This window comes from Marinomonas posidonica IVIA-Po-181 (assembly GCF_000214215.1).
Taxonomy (GTDB): Bacteria; Pseudomonadota; Gammaproteobacteria; order Pseudomonadales; family Marinomonadaceae; genus Marinomonas; species Marinomonas posidonica.
The window spans coordinates 2,358,196-2,376,008 of the sequence record NC_015559.1 but is presented as its reverse complement, the minus strand read 5'-3'; the positions used below and the strand labels follow the sequence as shown (position 1 = coordinate 2,376,008).

9 protein-coding genes are annotated in these 17,813 nt (G+C 43.2%); 8 read left to right on the top strand and 1 reads right to left on the bottom strand.

Annotation, left to right across the window (positions count from 1 at the left end):
* Positions 1–94: 94 nt before the first annotated feature.
* The 5 genes from MAR181_RS11070 (at position 95) to MAR181_RS18090 (ending at position 5,320) form a co-directional block, all read left to right on the top strand.
* Positions 95–1,288, top strand: coding sequence for an isochorismate synthase (locus tag MAR181_RS11070; protein ID WP_013796678.1), 1,194 nt, complete (start codon positions 95–97; stop codon positions 1,286–1,288).
* Positions 1,278–2,900, top strand: a complete 1,623-nt coding sequence (locus tag MAR181_RS11065; RefSeq protein WP_013796677.1) for a (2,3-dihydroxybenzoyl)adenylate synthase — start codon at positions 1,278–1,280, stop codon at positions 2,898–2,900. Before MAR181_RS11070 ends, MAR181_RS11065 begins: the two co-directional genes overlap by 11 nt.
* A gap of 10 nt (positions 2,901–2,910) precedes the next feature.
* Complete coding sequence (locus tag MAR181_RS11060) at positions 2,911–3,810, top strand: isochorismatase (RefSeq protein ID WP_013796676.1); 900 nt, start codon at positions 2,911–2,913, stop codon at positions 3,808–3,810.
* Positions 3,807–4,562: a 2,3-dihydro-2,3-dihydroxybenzoate dehydrogenase gene (gene dhbA / locus MAR181_RS11055; RefSeq protein ID WP_013796675.1), complete on the top strand. Its 756-nt coding sequence runs from the start codon at positions 3,807–3,809 to the stop codon at positions 4,560–4,562. Before MAR181_RS11060 ends, dhbA begins: the two co-directional genes overlap by 4 nt.
* A 74-nt stretch (positions 4,563–4,636) precedes the next feature.
* Entirely contained in the window at positions 4,637–5,320 is a 684-nt protein-coding gene (locus MAR181_RS18090) for a 4'-phosphopantetheinyl transferase family protein (RefSeq protein WP_013796674.1), read from the top strand.
* Positions 5,321–5,471: 151 nt separating this feature from the next.
* Here MAR181_RS18090 and MAR181_RS11045 read toward each other — a convergent pair whose 3' ends face one another.
* Positions 5,472–7,532: a TonB-dependent receptor gene (locus tag MAR181_RS11045; RefSeq protein WP_013796673.1), complete on the bottom strand. Its 2,061-nt coding sequence runs from the start codon at positions 7,530–7,532 to the stop codon at positions 5,472–5,474.
* A gap of 127 nt (positions 7,533–7,659) precedes the next feature.
* Between MAR181_RS11045 and fes the strand changes: the two genes are divergently transcribed.
* Genes fes through MAR181_RS11030 form a run of 3 tightly spaced genes read left to right on the top strand, consistent with a single transcriptional unit; the run spans position 7,660 to position 17,796 of the window.
* Positions 7,660–8,958, top strand: coding sequence for an enterochelin esterase (gene fes / locus MAR181_RS11040; RefSeq protein WP_013796672.1), 1,299 nt, complete (start codon positions 7,660–7,662; stop codon positions 8,956–8,958).
* A gap of 28 nt (positions 8,959–8,986) precedes the next feature.
* A complete protein-coding gene (locus MAR181_RS11035; protein WP_013796671.1) occupies positions 8,987–9,211 on the top strand; it encodes an MbtH family protein in 225 nt (74 codons plus the stop codon).
* An 11-nt stretch (positions 9,212–9,222) separates the two neighbouring features.
* The gene (locus MAR181_RS11030; protein ID WP_013796670.1) at positions 9,223–17,796 is read left to right on the top strand and encodes a non-ribosomal peptide synthetase; all 8,574 of its coding nucleotides are present in this window, start codon (positions 9,223–9,225) and stop codon (positions 17,794–17,796) included.
* The last annotated feature ends 17 nt before the right edge of the window (positions 17,797–17,813 follow it).

The window sequence follows — 17,813 nt, the reverse complement described above, 5'->3', positions numbered from 1 at the left end:
CAGATTTTTTACATAGAATTGCTGGCTTAATAAAATGCAATTGATTATCATTCGCCAAAATGTGTAGGAATGATTCTCATTATTGGAGGCTCTTATGGACGTTGCTTTCCCGGACTATGATTATGATACTGAGTTATTGTTGTCATCAGACCAGCATAAAACCGATTTATTTTTATTCAATTCCAGTCAAAATTTGGTGCGAGCCAGAGGGGTCAGTCAAAAACTGGTCACACCATTATCTGCGGCTACATTTCGGCATGATGTGCAAAATGTCTTTGACGCTGAAAAAGTCAAAGGGGTTGATAACCCAATATTAGTGGGTGCGATTCCATTTGATTTGGATCAACCCTGTCAACTTTTCGCGCCTAAATGGTCTGAGAGAGTTAAGCCTTTTTCCGCTAATTTTCCTGCGTTTAAAGATAAAGATTTCTCACATCATATTACCCACCACGCTTTTACCCCAGATCATAATGACTTTGTGGCAATGATTGAGGAGGCCTTAATAACGCTTCGTCATGATGATTTAAAGAAAATCGTATTGTCCAAAACCTTAGAAATGAGCCTGGATAAGTCGGTAGACATACCTCGATTGTTAACCAATATCATGGGGCAAAATCCCAATGCTTATCATTTTAGTGTGCCGCTTGATACCGGCATTCTGATTGGCGCGAGCCCTGAGCTGTTAATCAGAAAAGAGGGCAATATACTTTTCTCTAACCCTTTAGCGGGTTCGGCTAAGCGTTGTAAAGACCCGCAAGAAGATAAGCGAGTAGCGCAGGCATTGAATCAATCTGAGAAGGATCAATATGAACATCGTATTGTTGTGGATGCGATTCGAAGTGCGCTTATTCCCATGGTCGAATCAATGAAATTAGAGGTTCAGCCAAGTCTCATTTCAACGCCGACTATGTGGCACTTATCGACAGAAATTGAAGCCATGTTAGCAATCGATTCATCGCTTAGTATTTTTGATGTGATTAAACAGCTTCATCCTACACCGGCAATGTGTGGCACGCCAACAGGTTTGGCACATGACCATATTGCGGCATTAGAACCGCATCAAAGAGATTTCTTTAGTGGTTTGGTTGGCTGGTGTGATGCCCAGGGAAATGGCGAATGGGCCATTGCTATACGGTGCGCTGAAGTAGCCAGTAACAAGGTGAGGCTATTCGCTGGGGCGGGTGTTGTACCTGACTCATGCGCTGAAAGTGAATGGCGGGAAACCAGTGCGAAAATGCAAACCATGATTAATGCTTTTGGCATAAAGGATTTTAACAATGACGATTGAATTTACGGCTTGGCCAAACGAGTTTGCAGAAATTTATCGACAAAAAGGGTATTGGACGGATCGTCCATTGACTGACTTGATCGATCATGCCCCCAAAGAGAGTGTCGCGATTTTGTGTGGTGAGCGTCAATTTACCTACGCTGACTTATGTCAAAAATCTCAGAATTTAGCAGGCTATTTACACCGCTTAGGTCTTAAAAAGGGGGATACGGCATTGGTGCAATTGCCCAATGTTGCCGAGTTCTATGTTGTCTTTTTTGCACTGATACGGCTCGGAATTGTGCCTGTTAATGCCTTGTTTAGCCACAATGAAAATGAGCTGTCGGCTTATGTTAAGCAAATTCAACCAAGCATTGTCATTGCTAGCCAGCAACACAAATTATTCGAAAATGATCAATATTGGCTAAAGCTTCAGCAGCAAGACCCTAGTCTGAAGCACATTTTATTAGCAGAAGGTAGCTGGGGAGCATCATTAGTTGAGGCGATGGCCATCTCATCTCCCAACTTGGTTGAACATCCTAATGCCGCCGATCAAGTGGCTTTTTTTCAGCTTTCAGGTGGTAGTACAGGGACGCCAAAATTGATCCCCAGAACGCACAATGATTACTTTTTTAGCATAAGACGCAGTGTTGAAATTTGTGAATTCTCTTCATCGACTGTTTATTTGTGTGCTTTACCTTGTGCTCATAATTTTCCCATGAGCTCGCCAGGGGCTTTCGGTGTTTTTCATGCTGGTGGTTGCCTAGTGATGGCGCCTAATCCGGAGGCCAATGTTTGTTTTGATTTAATTGAGCGTCATCAGGTCAAGGTTGTGGCATTAGTGCCACCCGCATTGGCTCTTTGGATGCAAGTTGCCGTGGATCGGAAGCCCTCGTTAGCGTCCTTATCTTTGGTTCAGGTGGGAGGCGCTAAATTAAGTGAAAGTATCGCTAGGCAGGTGCCTGAAAAATTAGGGTGTCAGTTACAACAAATTTTAGGCATGGCCGAAGGGTTAGTGAACTACACGAGATTAGATGATGATTTTGAAAGCATCGTTAAAACACAGGGTTACCCTATGTGTTCGATGGATGAAGTGAAAGTGATAGGGGTTAACGGTCAACAAGTGGCTCCAGGTGAAGAAGGAGAGTTGGTGACACGTGGGCCTTACACGATTCGAGGTTATTACAAGGCGCCAGAACATAATGCCAAAGTGTTTGATAGTGAAGGTTTTTATCATACAGGGGATTTGGTTAGCCAAAATGAGAAAGGGTATTTAACTGTTGTTGGCCGAGATAAAGATCAAATTAATCGTGGTGGTGAAAAGATAGCGGCGGAAGAAATAGAAAATCTATTACTCAAGCATGAGCATATTCTGCACAGTGCGCTTGTTGCCATGCCGGATCAGGTTATGGGAGAAAAAATCTGTGCCTTTGTTGTGCCTAGATATAACTCATCAAAGCTAAAAAGTGTGCAACTGAGAAAGTACTTAAGAGGCTTTGGTATTGCGGATTATAAGGTGCCAGATCGTTTTGAATTTATCGACGCTTTACCTATCACGCCAGTAGGAAAGCCTAATAAAGTTGTGTTGCGAGAGGTTATTCGTCAGCGTCTTCAGTTAAATAATGTGTCATAGGAGAATCAATATGAGCATTCCAACAATACCGTCTTATCCCATGCCAACGGCAGATCACTTTCCGCAGCAAAAAGTGACATGGGCGTTAGAACCAAACAGAGCCGTTTTTTTAATTCATGACATGCAAGCGTATTTTTTGCGTTTCTATGATGCGGATTCTGAATTAATAAAAACCTTAAAACAAAATTTATCGGCCATTAAGGCGTATTGTCATGCGCATGGTATCCCTGTTGTTTATACCGCACAGCCGAAAGATCAGAAGCCAGAAGACAGGGCATTACTGAATGATATGTGGGGAAGTGGCTTAAATGATTTTCCGGAATTACAGCAGGTTGTTGATGAATTGACCCCAGGTGAACAAGACACGGTGCTAGTGAAATGGCGATACAGTGCTTTTCACCGTTCTAACTTGCAAGAGTTGATGTCAAACTGGGGGCGAGATCAGCTGTTAATTGGCGGAATATACGCTCATATTGGCTGTATGATGACTGCCGTTGATGCTTTTATGCGTGATATTCAACCCTTTATGATAGGGGATGCATTGGCGGACTTTAGTGAAAGTGAGCATTACCAAGCCTTGACTTACACCGCTGGAAGAGCGGGAAGAGTCATTTCCACCAACGAGGTTTTGCTTGCGACCAGTGTTAGCACGAGTGGTTTGCATTACGAGCAATTTAAAACACAAATTCTAAGCTTATTAGATGAAGAGGATCTTGACGATTTTCAGGCTGATGATGAGTTGATTGATTATGGTTTGGATTCGATTCAAATTATGAATTTGGTTTCTCAATGGAAAGAAATGGGGGTCGAGATTTCCTTCCAAGAGTTGGCATCGGCGGCGACTTTAAATGCGTGGTGGGATCTACTGCAAACCAAAATGACAACGAAACAGGTGGACTTAGTCGAATGAGTCTACTTGATTTTGCTGGGAAAACGGTTTGGGTGACGGGCGCTGGACGAGGCATTGGGTTGGAGGTTGCCAATCAATTTCTAAGTCTTGGAGCCAATGTCATTGGTTTTGACCTTGCGTTTGATGAAACGTCTTATGAGTTTGAATGCATCACTTTGGACATCAGTGATGAGCAAAGGGTGAAAAGCCTTGTTGACCATGCATTGTTAAAGCATCCGGTACTAGATGTGTTAGTCAATGCGGCCGGTATTCTGCGAATGGCAAGTGTGGAAGAGACAAGCTGGCAAGACTTTTCTGACTGCATTAATGTCAATGCGGGTGGTGCATTTTTAATGATTAAACACACCATGGCACGTTTTAAGCAGCAAAGACATGGTGCCATTGTCACGGTCAGTTCAAATGCGGCAAAAGTACCAAGAACAAACATGATGGCCTATTGTGCTTCAAAGGCCGCCTTGAGTTCAATTAGTCATACAGCGGGGTTAGAGCTGGCACCTTATGGTGTACGTTGTAACTTGGTGTGTCCTGGTTCAACGGATACGCCAATGCAACGTCAGCTTTGGCAGGATGAGAAGGCTGAAGCAAATACCATTAAAGGTTTTCCTGAACAATATAAGTTGGGGATTCCTTTGGGGAAAATTGCTGCCCCAAGTGACATTGCTCAAGTGGTTTTGTTCTTTGCATCATCAATGGCAAACCATATCACCATGCAAGATGTGGTTGTTGACGGCGGCGCAACCTTGAACGTTTAACAAGGTTCTTCAAAAACAGATTGAAATGCCCAATATATTTGTTATGTTGGGCATTTTTTATTGGCAGTAACTAAGTGAAAAATAATAATCAAACTTGTGTTCATTTTAAAGAATTGGGTGATGTTCTCATTCATCATGTGTGTTTTGAGCAAGGTAATCTGATTGCCAATGAGCATACGTTTAACATTAAAAAGCCCAATGAATATCCTCGTTGGCGCTCAAAGCGAAAAGAGACTTATCTAGCAGGTCGACTTGCGGTTCAACTTGCTCAATCCACTCAGAATTTTCCATTATTTGATGTTATTCGTGGCAATGATGGTGCGCCAATCTGGCCGATACATTACATCGGGAGTATTTCTCACACAGATAATGAAGCGGTGGCGATCGTTATTGAACCTGCTGAGTTGGCGATCAAGGGTATCGGCATCGATATTGAGAAGGTTCAATGTTCGACGCAACTTTATGATAGGGGGTTGATTGGTGAATCAAAAGAATATGACCTGCTTAAAAAGGTGGGCTTTGATGAGAGCATGGCTGCTTTAATTCTTTTTTCTTTAAAGGAAAGTGTCTACAAAGCACTTTATCCAAGCGTTAAGCGATATTTCGATTTTCTAGACGCCGAATTAGTCGAGCTTGAAGGGGATCGCTGTATTGTCCGAACTAAAGTGACATTAAGTGACTCTGTACCTGCTGGTTTTTTGGTGAAAGCGACGTTTCGAATACAGAATGCCAATTTATTGTCTGTTGCTTATTGGTAAGGTATGGGGAATGATTGGACGTTTGTTATAAGCAAGAAATGCTTTTTGGCGAGTGCGTTAACCAATAATAAAAGAAAGCAAACAAAAAAGACGAATCATGCCTGATTCGCCTTTTTTGTTTGAGCTAATACAATTAATGGCGTTAAGCGAACTACATACGGTAAGTCGCGCTTAGGCCGATAGTGCGAGTTTGGCCAACGGCCGCTCGTGATCCTGAACCATTGGTAACATATACGATATCTTCATCTGTTAGATTTTTAATATAACCACTGACTAATAGGTTACCAATTTCGTAATCCATATTAGCATTCAGTATAGTATAATCACCTGCTTTATAGTCTTCTGTGTTATCTAGGTCTGAATAATATTTTCCGACATAGGTAGCGTCTGCACCGAAAGACCAGTTGTCACCAACATATTGTGTGAAACCTAGGCTTAAGTTCATTTCCGGAGCGCTTGGAAGTTCGTTGCCCTCATAGCTGGTATAACTATCAACTTCGCTTTGTAATAAGCCGATGGAACTGCGTAATTCTAAGTTTTCCGTCGCCCATGTAAGCGCTTCAACTTCAATTCCATAAGTGTGTGCCGATTCTATGTTGTCAATGTAAGTAGCATCAATAAAAGCTTGATAGCCAGTGTAGTCGTTATAAAAAATGCTGGTATTAAGGGTTGATCCATTCTGAAGGCGAGTTTTGGTGCCGGCTTCATAGGTCGTAACTTCTTCACTGTCATAGGTATAAATGTCGCGATTGCTATCCCAGGTGAAACCAACACCACCAGGGCTGTAGCCTTTACGAACAGAGGCATTTAAAGTGGTCGCTTCTGTTGCAGCATAAATTATGCCTATTTTGGGTAAGGTGTAGGTGTCACTGAAGTTTTGTTCAATGTTGCTGTTATCGTAATCATAGCCTGAATTTCGTTCCACTTTTTCGTGTTCAATTCGCAGACCGGTTACTAATTTTGTTTTTTGATTTAATGTATATGTTCCCTCACCATAAAGAGCAGAAGTTGTGGTTGTACCTATATTAAATAAAGCGTCTTCTACATCTATATTGTTATCTTTAGATGAGGCAAATACACCAATTACACCAGATAAATTCGAATCTGTTGGGGTAAATAAAACCCTGTTTTCAAGAGTAAATGTCTCTTTTTTGATGTCTACAACTGTATCATTCGGGTACTGATCAAAATGAATATCTGCTTCTGAATAGCTAATGTGAAGCGAGTTGCTAAGCGCTTCAGATAGTTCGTAATCAATGTCTGCTGCAATAATATTAACTTCGGAGTCTTGTAGGCGAGTATTTTCTGAATTGCCGTCGCTATCTCTATAAAGCAATGTTTGAGTTTGAGTATCGAAATCGTTTGCCCAATTTAAATATTCACCTTCATATTTATGATGTTCTACTGTGAATTTAGAGCTTAATTTTGGATTATTAGCCGGTTCCCATAACAACTTGCCGCGAAGGTTTAGGCTTTTAGAGTCATTAACGTCTGGGCTATCGTCTAATTCTGTAGTTGTTTGGGCGTAGTTCATCCAGCCTTCGCCTTTAGACCCATCTACGGCAACGCGATAGGCGAGGTCTTCATTAATTGGGCCTGAATTCATTGCTGCGGCATTGGTATTTAGATTGCCATTTTTGTATCTATCTATTCCGACACGTATTTTACTTTCTTGTTCGAAAGTTGGATCATTTGTTTTAATGATAACCGCGCCAGCCATGGAGCTAGTGCCTTGAGTGGTTGATTGTGGTCCACGCAGTACTTCAACTTGCTCTGAATCCCATACACCGCTTGGTGTGAAATTATAACCAGACCAATCTTGTGTTGTTCCATCAATGACAGTAGATACTCGAGAACGGGCGCCAGTTAATAGAGCATAACCACCTGTTGCAGCACCGTTCCCACTAACGCCACGAATATTCAATGAACCAAATCCAGCGCCAGTTACGTTGGGTGTTTTTGTGGCTACTTCGTTAGCAGTCTTTACATCACCTTTTTCTATGTCTTCGCCACTGATGATAGTCACAGCGGTGGTCGTATCCTTGATGTCCTTATCAATCTTTTCACCCGTTACAATCAATGTTTCTAGCTGTGTTGTGTCTTCAGCGAATGAATTTGCTGACATTAAAGCGGCGTTAATACTGATGACAGCGACAGCCACGGCGGATAAATGACTTGGATGGCGAGTGGATGAATTCTTAGAGAGAGACATGCTATTCCTTATTTTCATTGATTAAGTAAAGATTTTGTTAATGTTATTGATAATGAGAATGCTTCGCAATACTATTGTTGAAAAATATTAATGTTTCTTTTCTTTTTATTAAAACAGGGAGGGCGAGTTGTCCGATAAAACAGAGCTTTATACATTGCTGGACAGGATTGGTATTGCTCACCATCAGGCAGGAAGTCAAGCGTGGTGGGAAGTGATTCAGCGTAGTGGAACCCCCTTTATAAAATCGATAAATGAATCGACCAGTCTGGTACTTTTTATCTGGCAAGACCCTCAAGGGAATGAACATACATCCACAACCGCCAGTGTTCTATTGGATGTGAATTCCTTAACGGATCATCATAGTTGGTATCCAAAATGTCTTCATCGCGTGCCTGAAACGGATGTTTGGTTAGGCCAACTGGAAGTGGATTCAAGATGGCGTGGCAGTTACTCCTTTATTCCGATCAAACAACATCAGTTACCAGAGGTGGCACGAGAATCACAGTTAGATTCTCGTGAATCACAACGTAAATGGTGGATGGAAGTGGCAGGTAACCAAATAGCAGACGACTTAAATTTGTTGCCTACTTTGGTTTCTGGCTGGGGGATGAGTTCTCCTTTACATCTCCCTTATGCAGAAAAGGAAGAGGGTTGGAAAGAGTGGGAGCAGGGACGTCTTAAAGCGATTCCAGTCGATCAAGTCCATACCGTGGATTGGGCAGAAGAAATGCTTGAAAATCAGCGGACGTGTTGGCTTTTCTCTACCGCGATAGGTGATGCGCCATTGGTGATTTTATTGGATGGGCAGAAATGGAGTGCCGCCAGTGGCACGCTCTCAGTGCTTCAATATTTGACAGAGACGAAAGCAATAGCGCCAGCACATTATCTTTTAATTCCTTCTATTGATGGTAAGACTCGTTGGAAAGAGTTGGGCTGTGATCACTCTTTTTGGCAAGCGATGGTAAACAATTTATTTCCACTCGTTCAAATTCAGCTGTCGAATTCTAGCCGATCTATTTCAAGTTATGTGGTTGCTGGTCAGAGCCTAGGAGGGCTTTCAGCACTCTATGCCGGATTGGTATTTCCGGATTATTTTTCAAAAGTTATTAGTCTTTCAGGATCATTCTGGTGGCCGGAAGAAGAGCGAATGCGTGATTCTAGAGCGAATGAATCTAATGACATTGTAGTCAATAGCTTGGCAGACCAGATCCTACAAAACCGCTTTGGAGTGGCCCATTTAAAAGTTTTTATGACAGTGGGGGTCGGTGAAGGCGATATGCATTTTTACAATGACGTTATGTGTAACGCGATAAAACAAAGAGGAGGTGTCGTGCATTACGACAAGGTTTACGGTGGCCATGATTGGCTTTCATGGCGCTCAAGTCTTATTGATGGTTTACGACATTTAATACCAGCAACGTCTTAATTTTAATGAATTGAATAGGGAGTAAAAAATGAATAATGAAACCATTAATCCATTTGATGATGATTCATTGGCGTTTTTAGTCTTAATAAATGCCTTGCAGCAACACAGTTTATGGCCAGTTTTTAAAACCATACCGAAAGGGTGGCATTCTGCGTATGGACCCGCTTCTCGTATCGAGTGTCTAGAGTATATTGAAAAAAATTGGACAGACATTCGTCCTCAAGCTCTTTCTACTCCTGCTAATTGTGTTTAGAGAAGTCTTATATGGAAAACAATACAGCACAACCAATTAATTACCCCAGCACCCTTAATACTGACTCTATAAACCTTACCGATGTGCAAACCGGTATTTGGCTTGCTGATCAGATCTCTTCACAGTGTAATGTTTTTACGATTGCTCATAAGGTTCACATTAATGGCTCTATAGACGAAGGTCATTTACTGAAATCGATTGAAATGGGTTTGAAAGAAGCGGATACGATCAATGCTATTTATCAAGAGAAAGCAGGCATTCCAACGCAAACGCTGAATCAGTGCAATTTTTGTATTACGCCAGAATGGTTGGATTTATCGAACGATGATCACGGCGAATCGGCAATGAATCTGTTAATTAAGGAGGACTTGGAGGCTGAATTGAGACTGTCCTCTGAAAAACCACTGGTTCGACAAATTCTTGTTAAAGTCTCCGCTCAGCATTATGTTTGGTATCAGCGCTTTCACCACATCATGCTAGATGGATTCAGCTTTAATATGTTTACGGCAAGAGTAGCGAGTATTTATCAGTCGCTTATCGAGGGTAAAGAAATAGCTGAATCATCTTATCGATCATTCTATGACGTAGTAAGGGAAGAACAGCAATATAAAGCATCAGAAAAATATCGGTTAGATGGTGCATTTTGGCAATCTTATTGTGCTGATTTACCGCATGTCATGAGCTTGTCGAATACGGCGAGTTCGCAAAATGAGAAGGCAGACCCATCACCGCAAAGATTAATTAGGTTAAATTCTCGTGTTCGTGCCGAAGCACTACAGTCTTGTTTAAATTTATCTCCATTTTCAAAGTTAACTTCGGCTGACTTGGCCTTGGGCTTAGTGTCAGCTTATTTGATTCGTGTCAGTGGTCAATGGCGAGTGCCGGTTGGATTTCCATTTATGGGGCGAGTTGGTAGTGCTGCATTGAATTCGCTAGGTCCTGTTGTCAATGTCGTGCCCATGATTGTTGATGGGCGTTTGGATGACAATGTTTTTGATCTTGCGCTGCGTATCAAGCAAGATTTGAAAAAAATACGAAAACATCAAAAATACAATGGCGAGCAAATTGCTCGTGATCTTAGTCGAGTGGGGGAGGCGTTATATGGGCCTACTCTCAATCTACGTTTGTTTGACTATGATCTGTCGTTTGGAAATGCTAACGCTAAGATAGAGCACCTTGCTGCAGGACCTGTTGAAGATCTGGATTTTGGGATGCATTTTGAGAAAGGTGATCTCTGTATCGAGTGGGTGGCGAATGATCATAAATATGACTTAGAGACACTGCAAATACATGTAGATCGATTTGAGCAATTTGCTCAGCATCTACTTTCATCACCCAGTGCTCGTTTGAATATGGTGTCAGCATTAGTTTTATCAGAAGAAACGGATATTCAAGGTTGGCAAAGTGGGGTTGTCGTTTCTCCGGAGCAGGTGTTAGATCATTCTTATTCAAGTTTGATTGAGTGTTTTTATGGAAATAAGCATCCTGGGTTAGCAGCGACAACAGCCTTGGTAGTTCAGGGGCGAGAAGTGCAATTCGGTGAATTGCATCAGAACATTGCACAATGGATGCAAGTACTGGCTGATTACGGTGTTGTTAAAGGTTCCTGTGTTGGGCTTGCGTTACCTAGAGATGAGCGCATGGTGTTTGCCATGTTTGCGGCGATGGGGCTTGGTGCGCACTATTTGCCAATAGATCCTACGTACCCGAAAGAACGCATTAATTGGATGCTAGAAGACTCTGCTCCGCAAGTCTTAATCGCCAGTGAAGGTTTCGGTTTTAAGGTGCCAGACATCACCTCTGTGGTATCTGTTGATGATGATCGTTTTGTTCAATTTTTGAATCAGAAAGATCCATTAATGGCGGTGTTTGACCTCCCTTCAGCAAGTGATGTGGCTTACATTATGTACACTTCGGGCTCCACCGGCAGAGCCAAGGGGGTGGTGATTTCCCATCAGGGATTGCTCAATTTAGCGCTTGCGCATTGGTTGCGAGATGGAAAAGATTTAGCCGATCAATTAACCCGAGTGAATGTGATGCTGACGGCCTCTTTTTCATTCGATACGAGCTGGGATATTCTGTATTGGCTTTGTTTCGGCCACACCTTGCATATTGTTGAGGAAGAGGTGTGTAAAGACCCAGAACTGATTCAACAGTATTGTGAACAGCATAAAATACACGCAACCGATCTTCCGCCGTCTGTGTTGGCGCAACTTTTCGATATTGGTGCGACGGACTCTGGAAAGCACTTTCCCGAGTTGGTGTATGTGGGGGGAGAAGCCGCTTCTTCTAAGGTGTGGGAGCAAGCACGTAACCACCCTGAATTAAAGGTAAGAAACTATTATGGCCCAACAGAAAATACGGTAGATAGTTTAGGGGCGTCTGTGAATGATTGCGAAAAAGTCATTATTGGTCGTCCCATTGCTAATACTCAAGCCTATATTTTGGATTCTAGTCTATCGCCTGTTGCGATAGGCATTCCCGGTGAGCTTTATGTTTCAGGGCCAGGCCTTGCTCATGGGTATTTAAATCAGCCGTCATTGACCTCAACTCGATTTATCGCCAATCCATTTATGGGTGGCGAAAGAATGTATCGAACGGGGGATTTGGCTAGGTGGTTAGAGAATGGTTTGGTGGAGTTTATTGGCCGAACCGATCATCAAGTTCAAATACGTGGCCATCGAGTTGAACCGGGTGAAGTGGAAGTCGCGCTGAATTCACTAGATGGGGTGAAAAGCAGTATTGTTCTTGCCAAAAAGCAAGGCAGTACCCATCGTTTAGATGCGTATGTGGTAGTGGATAAGCTGTTTTTTAGTTTGATAGATTTTACTGATAAATCTTTAGAACATGAACTCATACTGTCTTTATCTAACCTGCTACCAGCTTACATGGTGCCAGCCACACTGACGGTGTTAGAACGTTTTCCATTGAATACCAATGGCAAGGTAGACCGAACGGTATTACCAGATCCTGTGTCTATGGGGCGTGAAGGGTTAGCGCCTAAAGGTGAAAAAGAGGCTTTGCTGTGTCAGTTAGTTCAGCAAGTGTTAAATCTAGATAGGGTTTATGCTGACGATGACTTTTTTGCGCTAGGTGGTGACAGTATTGTGGCAATGTCGCTCGGCAGCCTTGCTCGTAAAAATGGTTATTCGTTACGAGCAAAAGACGTGTTTGAAAGCCGAATTATTAGTGTCATGGCCATGTGTCTTTCACCTTTAGATAACAGAAAACGAAATCCAAGTATTCAGTCTGGCCATGTGTCTGAATTGCCTATCTATCAGTGGATGAAGAGTGCTGGTGGATTAGACTTAGCGTACTTTCAGGCCGTTTGCTTCGCATTACCAGACACCATGACGCCATTTCAATTTGAACAGGTTGTGGCTGAACTGGTGACGGCTCATGGTATTTTGAGTTCACAAGTCAATTCGTCCTACCTTGATGTCGGAATAGCAGGTCAACATACTGTCTCTATTCAGACTTTTGTCGATGATGGGCCTTTACCATTATTAACCGATCATGCTTTTGAAAAGCTCATAGAGGTTCAATCCAAGGTAAAACCAAACCAAACGTTTCCTGCTATGCGTGTTGGCTATTTGCAGTCTGGGCAGCAGAAAGCTGCCATTATTGCTTTGCATCATACGATTGTCGACGGGGTATCGTGGCGGATTATCTTTTCAGAGTTATCCCTTCTTCTGAATAACCCTAATCATAAGCTTCAAGCATGCTCTACTACGCTATTGGACTGGCAAGCAACCTTGCAGGAACAAGCCGCTCGCTGGCAGTCTCAAAGTCAATACTGGTTAACACAATTACAAGGTCAATCACTGTTTCCCAGAGAGACGTCAAGGGAACGTGGACATCAACGAATAACGTTAGATGAAACAATTTCGACCTTGCTACTAGAAACCTTGCCGACGCAGTATCAATGTCAACCTCAAGAGGCACTGTTGAGTGTGCTGTACCTGGCACTTGCTCAGCAATATCAAGCCACGGATATCCCAATCATGTTGGAGTCTCATGGACGAGCCGAAGTCGGTGAGCTTGATCTGACACGTACCTTGGGTTGGTTTACGGCCGAATACCCTGTCCGTATGACAGGTAAAAAGACCTTATTGTCTAAATTAAACAGGTTCAATACAGAGGATGTGCCTTTCGAAGCTGTCGTTCAATTGGTACGTCGTACCTTGATGAATGTGCCGGATGAGGGGGTGGGGTATGGCGTGCTACGTTATTTAGATAACGAATGGCGAGACACATTTGCTCAACAAGAAAAGGCTTCGTCACCACAGATTCTTTTTAATTACCTTGGCCGCTTTCAGCAAAATGATCTCTTACTATTGCGAGGTGATCAGTACTTTAAAGATACCTTCGAAGTGCATCAATCGACTCGATTGGCACCCACCTATACTTTGGAATTCAATGTTTTTATTAAAGAGAGTCAGGGTGTATCAAAGTTGGCGGTTCATATTGGGCACGATGTAAAGCAAGTTGTCCCGCAAGAAGTAGAAGCACTATTGAATAGGTTGGCTGATGTTTCGAAGGAAATGGCACGTTTTGCAGAAAAACATCAAGCGATTGCGGCCGATACTATGGTTACAGAAGATTTGAAAGGCTTAGCGCTGACAGAACAAAACCTTGACAGTCTTCGTAGTCAATATGGTGCTTTGCAAACCATATTGCCAGCGTTGCCTTTGCAGGAAGGCTTGTTGTTTCATGCTCAATTTGAGCAAGATTCTCATGCTGACGATGCAGGTTACAGTTCATTAGCACGGTTATCCTTTTCGGGAAAAATGAATATAGCGCGTTTAAAAGAGTCCTTGGGTGCGGTTATTGAAAAGCACCCACAGCTTGGTGCCTTATTTGATTTTTCTCAAGGCGATACTGCGCTGCAAATTTTGCCTTGGCGTCGCCGTAGTGAGCGAAAGAATTGGTGGCCACTGCAAGTGGTGGATTTGAGTGATCAAGATACGGAATCTCAGCAAACACAATTGAAAACCATTGAGGAAGGTGAATTGAGTCGAGATTTTATGTCCTTTCAATCGGCCGGTATTCCTTTATTGAATGCTGTCTTGGTTACCATGTCAGAGCATCAGCATTATGTATTTTTGAATGCGCATCATCTGGTCGTCGATGGTTGGTCAACGCCGATTATGTTGCGTGATTTGGTCACCGCATATGGCAGTGAAGAGATTAAGCTTGCGACTACATCGGTTCCCTATGCATGGGTGGTTGAACAATTAATGGCACGAGACAAGCAGGCTATGCGAGTCGCCTGGAAAGACGCCATGAAGGATGCATTACCAACCTTGTTGTATGCGGAAACGCCGCCATCTGGCATGGTGACAACACACACATTAACAATGGAAAAGGCTGAATTCAGCGAGTTGAAAGCGATATTCCAAAGTAAAGGCCTGACTTTAAACAGTGTCTTACAAACACTTTGGGCTAACCTGTTATTTACCATGACTGGCCGTTCTGATGTGGTGTTTGGTACACCAATATCTGGACGTTTTGGTGGCGTCACAGGCATTGAAGAGCACATAGGCTTGTTCAGTAACACCGTCCCTGTTCGTGTTCAATTGCAACCAGAGTTAACCCTTTGGCAGCAAATGCAGCAGGTGCAAAATGAACAGATAGCCTTATTAGAATACGATGGATTAGGTTTAGCCGAGATACAGAGGTTAGGCGGACATAATAACTTATTTGACACCTTGCTTGTGGTCGAAAACTTCCCTGAACAGGCGAGTTTGTTTGATAAAAATTATCAAGGGCTATCACTAAACGAGGTTTACAATCGAGGGTTTACTCATTATCCGCTGACGGTGCTTGCGTTGCCGAGCGAGCGATTGGATTTGCTGTTTGAGTACCGAGGCGGTGAAGAAATACAGGCGCTAATCGCACGATTTGAGTGGCTATTGAAATCGTTATTGAAGGATTCTACTGAGCCGCAACATGCATTGGATTTGTGTTTGCCAAGCGAAAAAAATGTCATCACAGGTTTGAATGAAACGTCCAAAATTTTGCCTCAATTGACGCTTAGAGACGCACTGATAAGGCAAGCCTTAGAGACTCCAGAAAGGGCGTGTTTGTCCGATGAAAACTGTCAGTTAACTTATTTACAAGCGCGTTTTGAAGTCGTTATCTTAGCTAAAAAACTGCAATCATTAGGAGTGCAATCGGGTGACATTGTTGCGGTTGCCTTACCTAGATCAGTGAAGTTAAGTTTGGCGTTATGGGCGATTATTGAAGTGGGTGCTGCGTATCTTCCTCTTGATACAGGCTACCCAGATGATCGATTGAATTACATGTTGGATGACGCCAAACCAAGCGCCTTAATTACCCTAGAATCAGAAACGTCACGCTTTGACTGTCAGGCCGCACGCTATCTTTATGATGGAGATATCACACCAGCGGATGATTCACTTGCTAAGCGAGCGATCGCAGAGTGGCAAGCGCCAGAGTTAGGTATTCATTGTGCGGCTTATTTGCTCTATACATCGGGCTCCACTGGTCGACCAAAAGGGGTTTTGGTGTCACATCACGCCATAGTGAACCGTATTCTCTGGATGCAGGATCAATATCCGTTGCTAAGCGACGATGTGATCTTGCAAAAAACACCTTGTAGTTTTGATGTGTCGGTTTGGGAGTTCTTTTGGAGCGCAATGGTAGGAGCGAAGCTGCATATGGCACCGCCAGATTCGCATCGAGATCCTATTCAGCTTCAACAATTAATTTTAGACCATAACATTACGACGCTTCACTTTGTACCATCAATGTTGGCGGCATTTGTTGTTTCATTGCGAGACATCAATGTTGATACTTGTCGTTCATTAAAGCGTGTCTTTTGTAGTGGCGAGGCGCTACCTGTGGAATTGTCTAGGCAGTTTGAAGAGGTGGTTAGCTGTGAGCTTCATAATCTTTATGGTCCAACAGAAGCCGCGGTGGATGTCACCTACTACCCAGCCTATGGTGAGCATCTGGATCAGGTGAAGGGTGTTGGAGTACCCATAGGCTATCCTGTTTGGAATACCCAGCTAAGAATTTTAGATGACTTCTTACGACCTGTGCCAATCGGTGTGGCGGGAGAGTTGTACTTATGTGGTACTCAGCTGGCAGATGGCTATTGGCGTAGACCAGAGTTATGTGCCGCACGATTTGTCGCGGACCCATTAGGTGATGGTGATCGAATGTATCGCACTGGAGATGTGGTTCGCTGGTTAGATAATGGTGCAGTTGAGTATCTGGGACGCAGTGATGACCAGCTGAAAATTCGAGGGCAACGCATTGAGTTAGGTGAGATCGAGCAGGTTTTGTCATCTCAAGTGGGTGTTGACCAATCGGTTGTTGTGGCAAAAGCATGGGGCCAAGATCGTGATGCGATGGGGGCCGATGCTCGTCAATTGATTGCGTATGTCACTAGCCGATCAGGTGAGCTAGATACTTCACATATGCGAACTTTGATGAGAGAAGAGTTGCCTATTCATATGGTGCCAGCGTTTGTTATTCAATTGGATTCTATGCCATTAAGTGCCAATGGTAAGCTGGATCGTAAGGCTCTGCCATTACCGTCAGATGTTATTGATTCTAGCCAAGGTCGACCGGTTAAATTAGGGATCGAAACGGACATAGCAAATGCCTTTTCTAAAGTGTTGGGTGTGACTGAGTTAACTGCCAGTGACGATTTTTTCAGCTTAGGTGGACACTCTATTTTAGCCGTACGTCTTGTTTCAGAGCTACGAAGAGCGCTCAAGCTTAACGTGACAGTAGGGCAAGTTATGGTGTCGCCAAGTATTGAAAAGCTTGCGAATGTTCTGGGGAATCAAAACCTTGCTAATAGTCGAGAGTTGTCTGGTTTCGGCTCAGTACTTCCTATTAAACAAGGTGTTGGTACGCCAATTTTTTGTATTCACCCAGCGTCGGGCTTTGCTTGGCAATACACAGGGTTTGCCCGTTACCTTTCTGAATATTGCCCTTTAATTGGATTACAGTCACCACGTCCAGACGGTCCAGTTGCGGCGCAACAAGATATGGATGGCGTAATTGATCAACATTTAAATGTGTTGAAAGAGCGTCAGCCAAGGGGGCCTTATCGACTCATAGGTTATTCGCTTGGTGGTGTCATTGCTCATGGTCTAGCCGTTCGATTACAAGAAATGGGGGATGAAGTTAGCTTCTTAGGTCTTTTAGATACCTATCCGCCGGATGAGCAGGACTGGTCTGGATCGACCGAAACAGAGGCCCAAGGTGAAGTTGAGCGTGAAAAAGCACAATTCATGGAAACCTCGGAAGAAACCTTAGACGAGCAAATGGAAGTGGAACGCGATGCTATGTTTGCTGATATTGTGAAGAATTATGCTGACTCAGTAACCTTGCTTTCTAAGACAAAATCACCGCGTTATCAAGGTAAAGCTGTCTTGTTTGTCGCGGATAAAACTGTGCCTGATGGCATGGATATTCAAGCAACTTGGACACCTTACCTAGATTCACTGGAAGAGCACCACTTTGACTTTGCTCATGAAGATATTTTATCGCCAGAGGCCTTGGTTGTGCTGGGACCTTTATTTAATCAATTGATTTCAGGTTAATTTTTTAGCATAGCTTA

Excerpts from the sequence above, each read along its gene's own strand:
- MAR181_RS11070 (WP_013796678.1), top strand. The coding sequence starts at position 95 with ATGGACGTTGCTTTCCCGGACTATGATTATGATACTGAGTTATTGTTG.
- MAR181_RS11065 (WP_013796677.1), top strand. The coding sequence starts at position 1,278 with ATGACGATTGAATTTACGGCTTGGCCAAACGAGTTTGCAGAAATTTAT.
- MAR181_RS11060 (WP_013796676.1), top strand. The coding sequence starts at position 2,911 with ATGAGCATTCCAACAATACCGTCTTATCCCATGCCAACGGCAGATCAC.
- dhbA (WP_013796675.1), top strand. The coding sequence starts at position 3,807 with ATGAGTCTACTTGATTTTGCTGGGAAAACGGTTTGGGTGACGGGCGCT.
- MAR181_RS11045 (WP_013796673.1), bottom strand. The coding sequence starts at position 7,532 with ATGTCTCTCTCTAAGAATTCATCCACTCGCCATCCAAGTCATTTATCC.
- MAR181_RS11035 (WP_013796671.1), top strand. The coding sequence starts at position 8,987 with ATGAATAATGAAACCATTAATCCATTTGATGATGATTCATTGGCGTTT.
- MAR181_RS11030 (WP_013796670.1), top strand. The coding sequence starts at position 9,223 with ATGGAAAACAATACAGCACAACCAATTAATTACCCCAGCACCCTTAAT.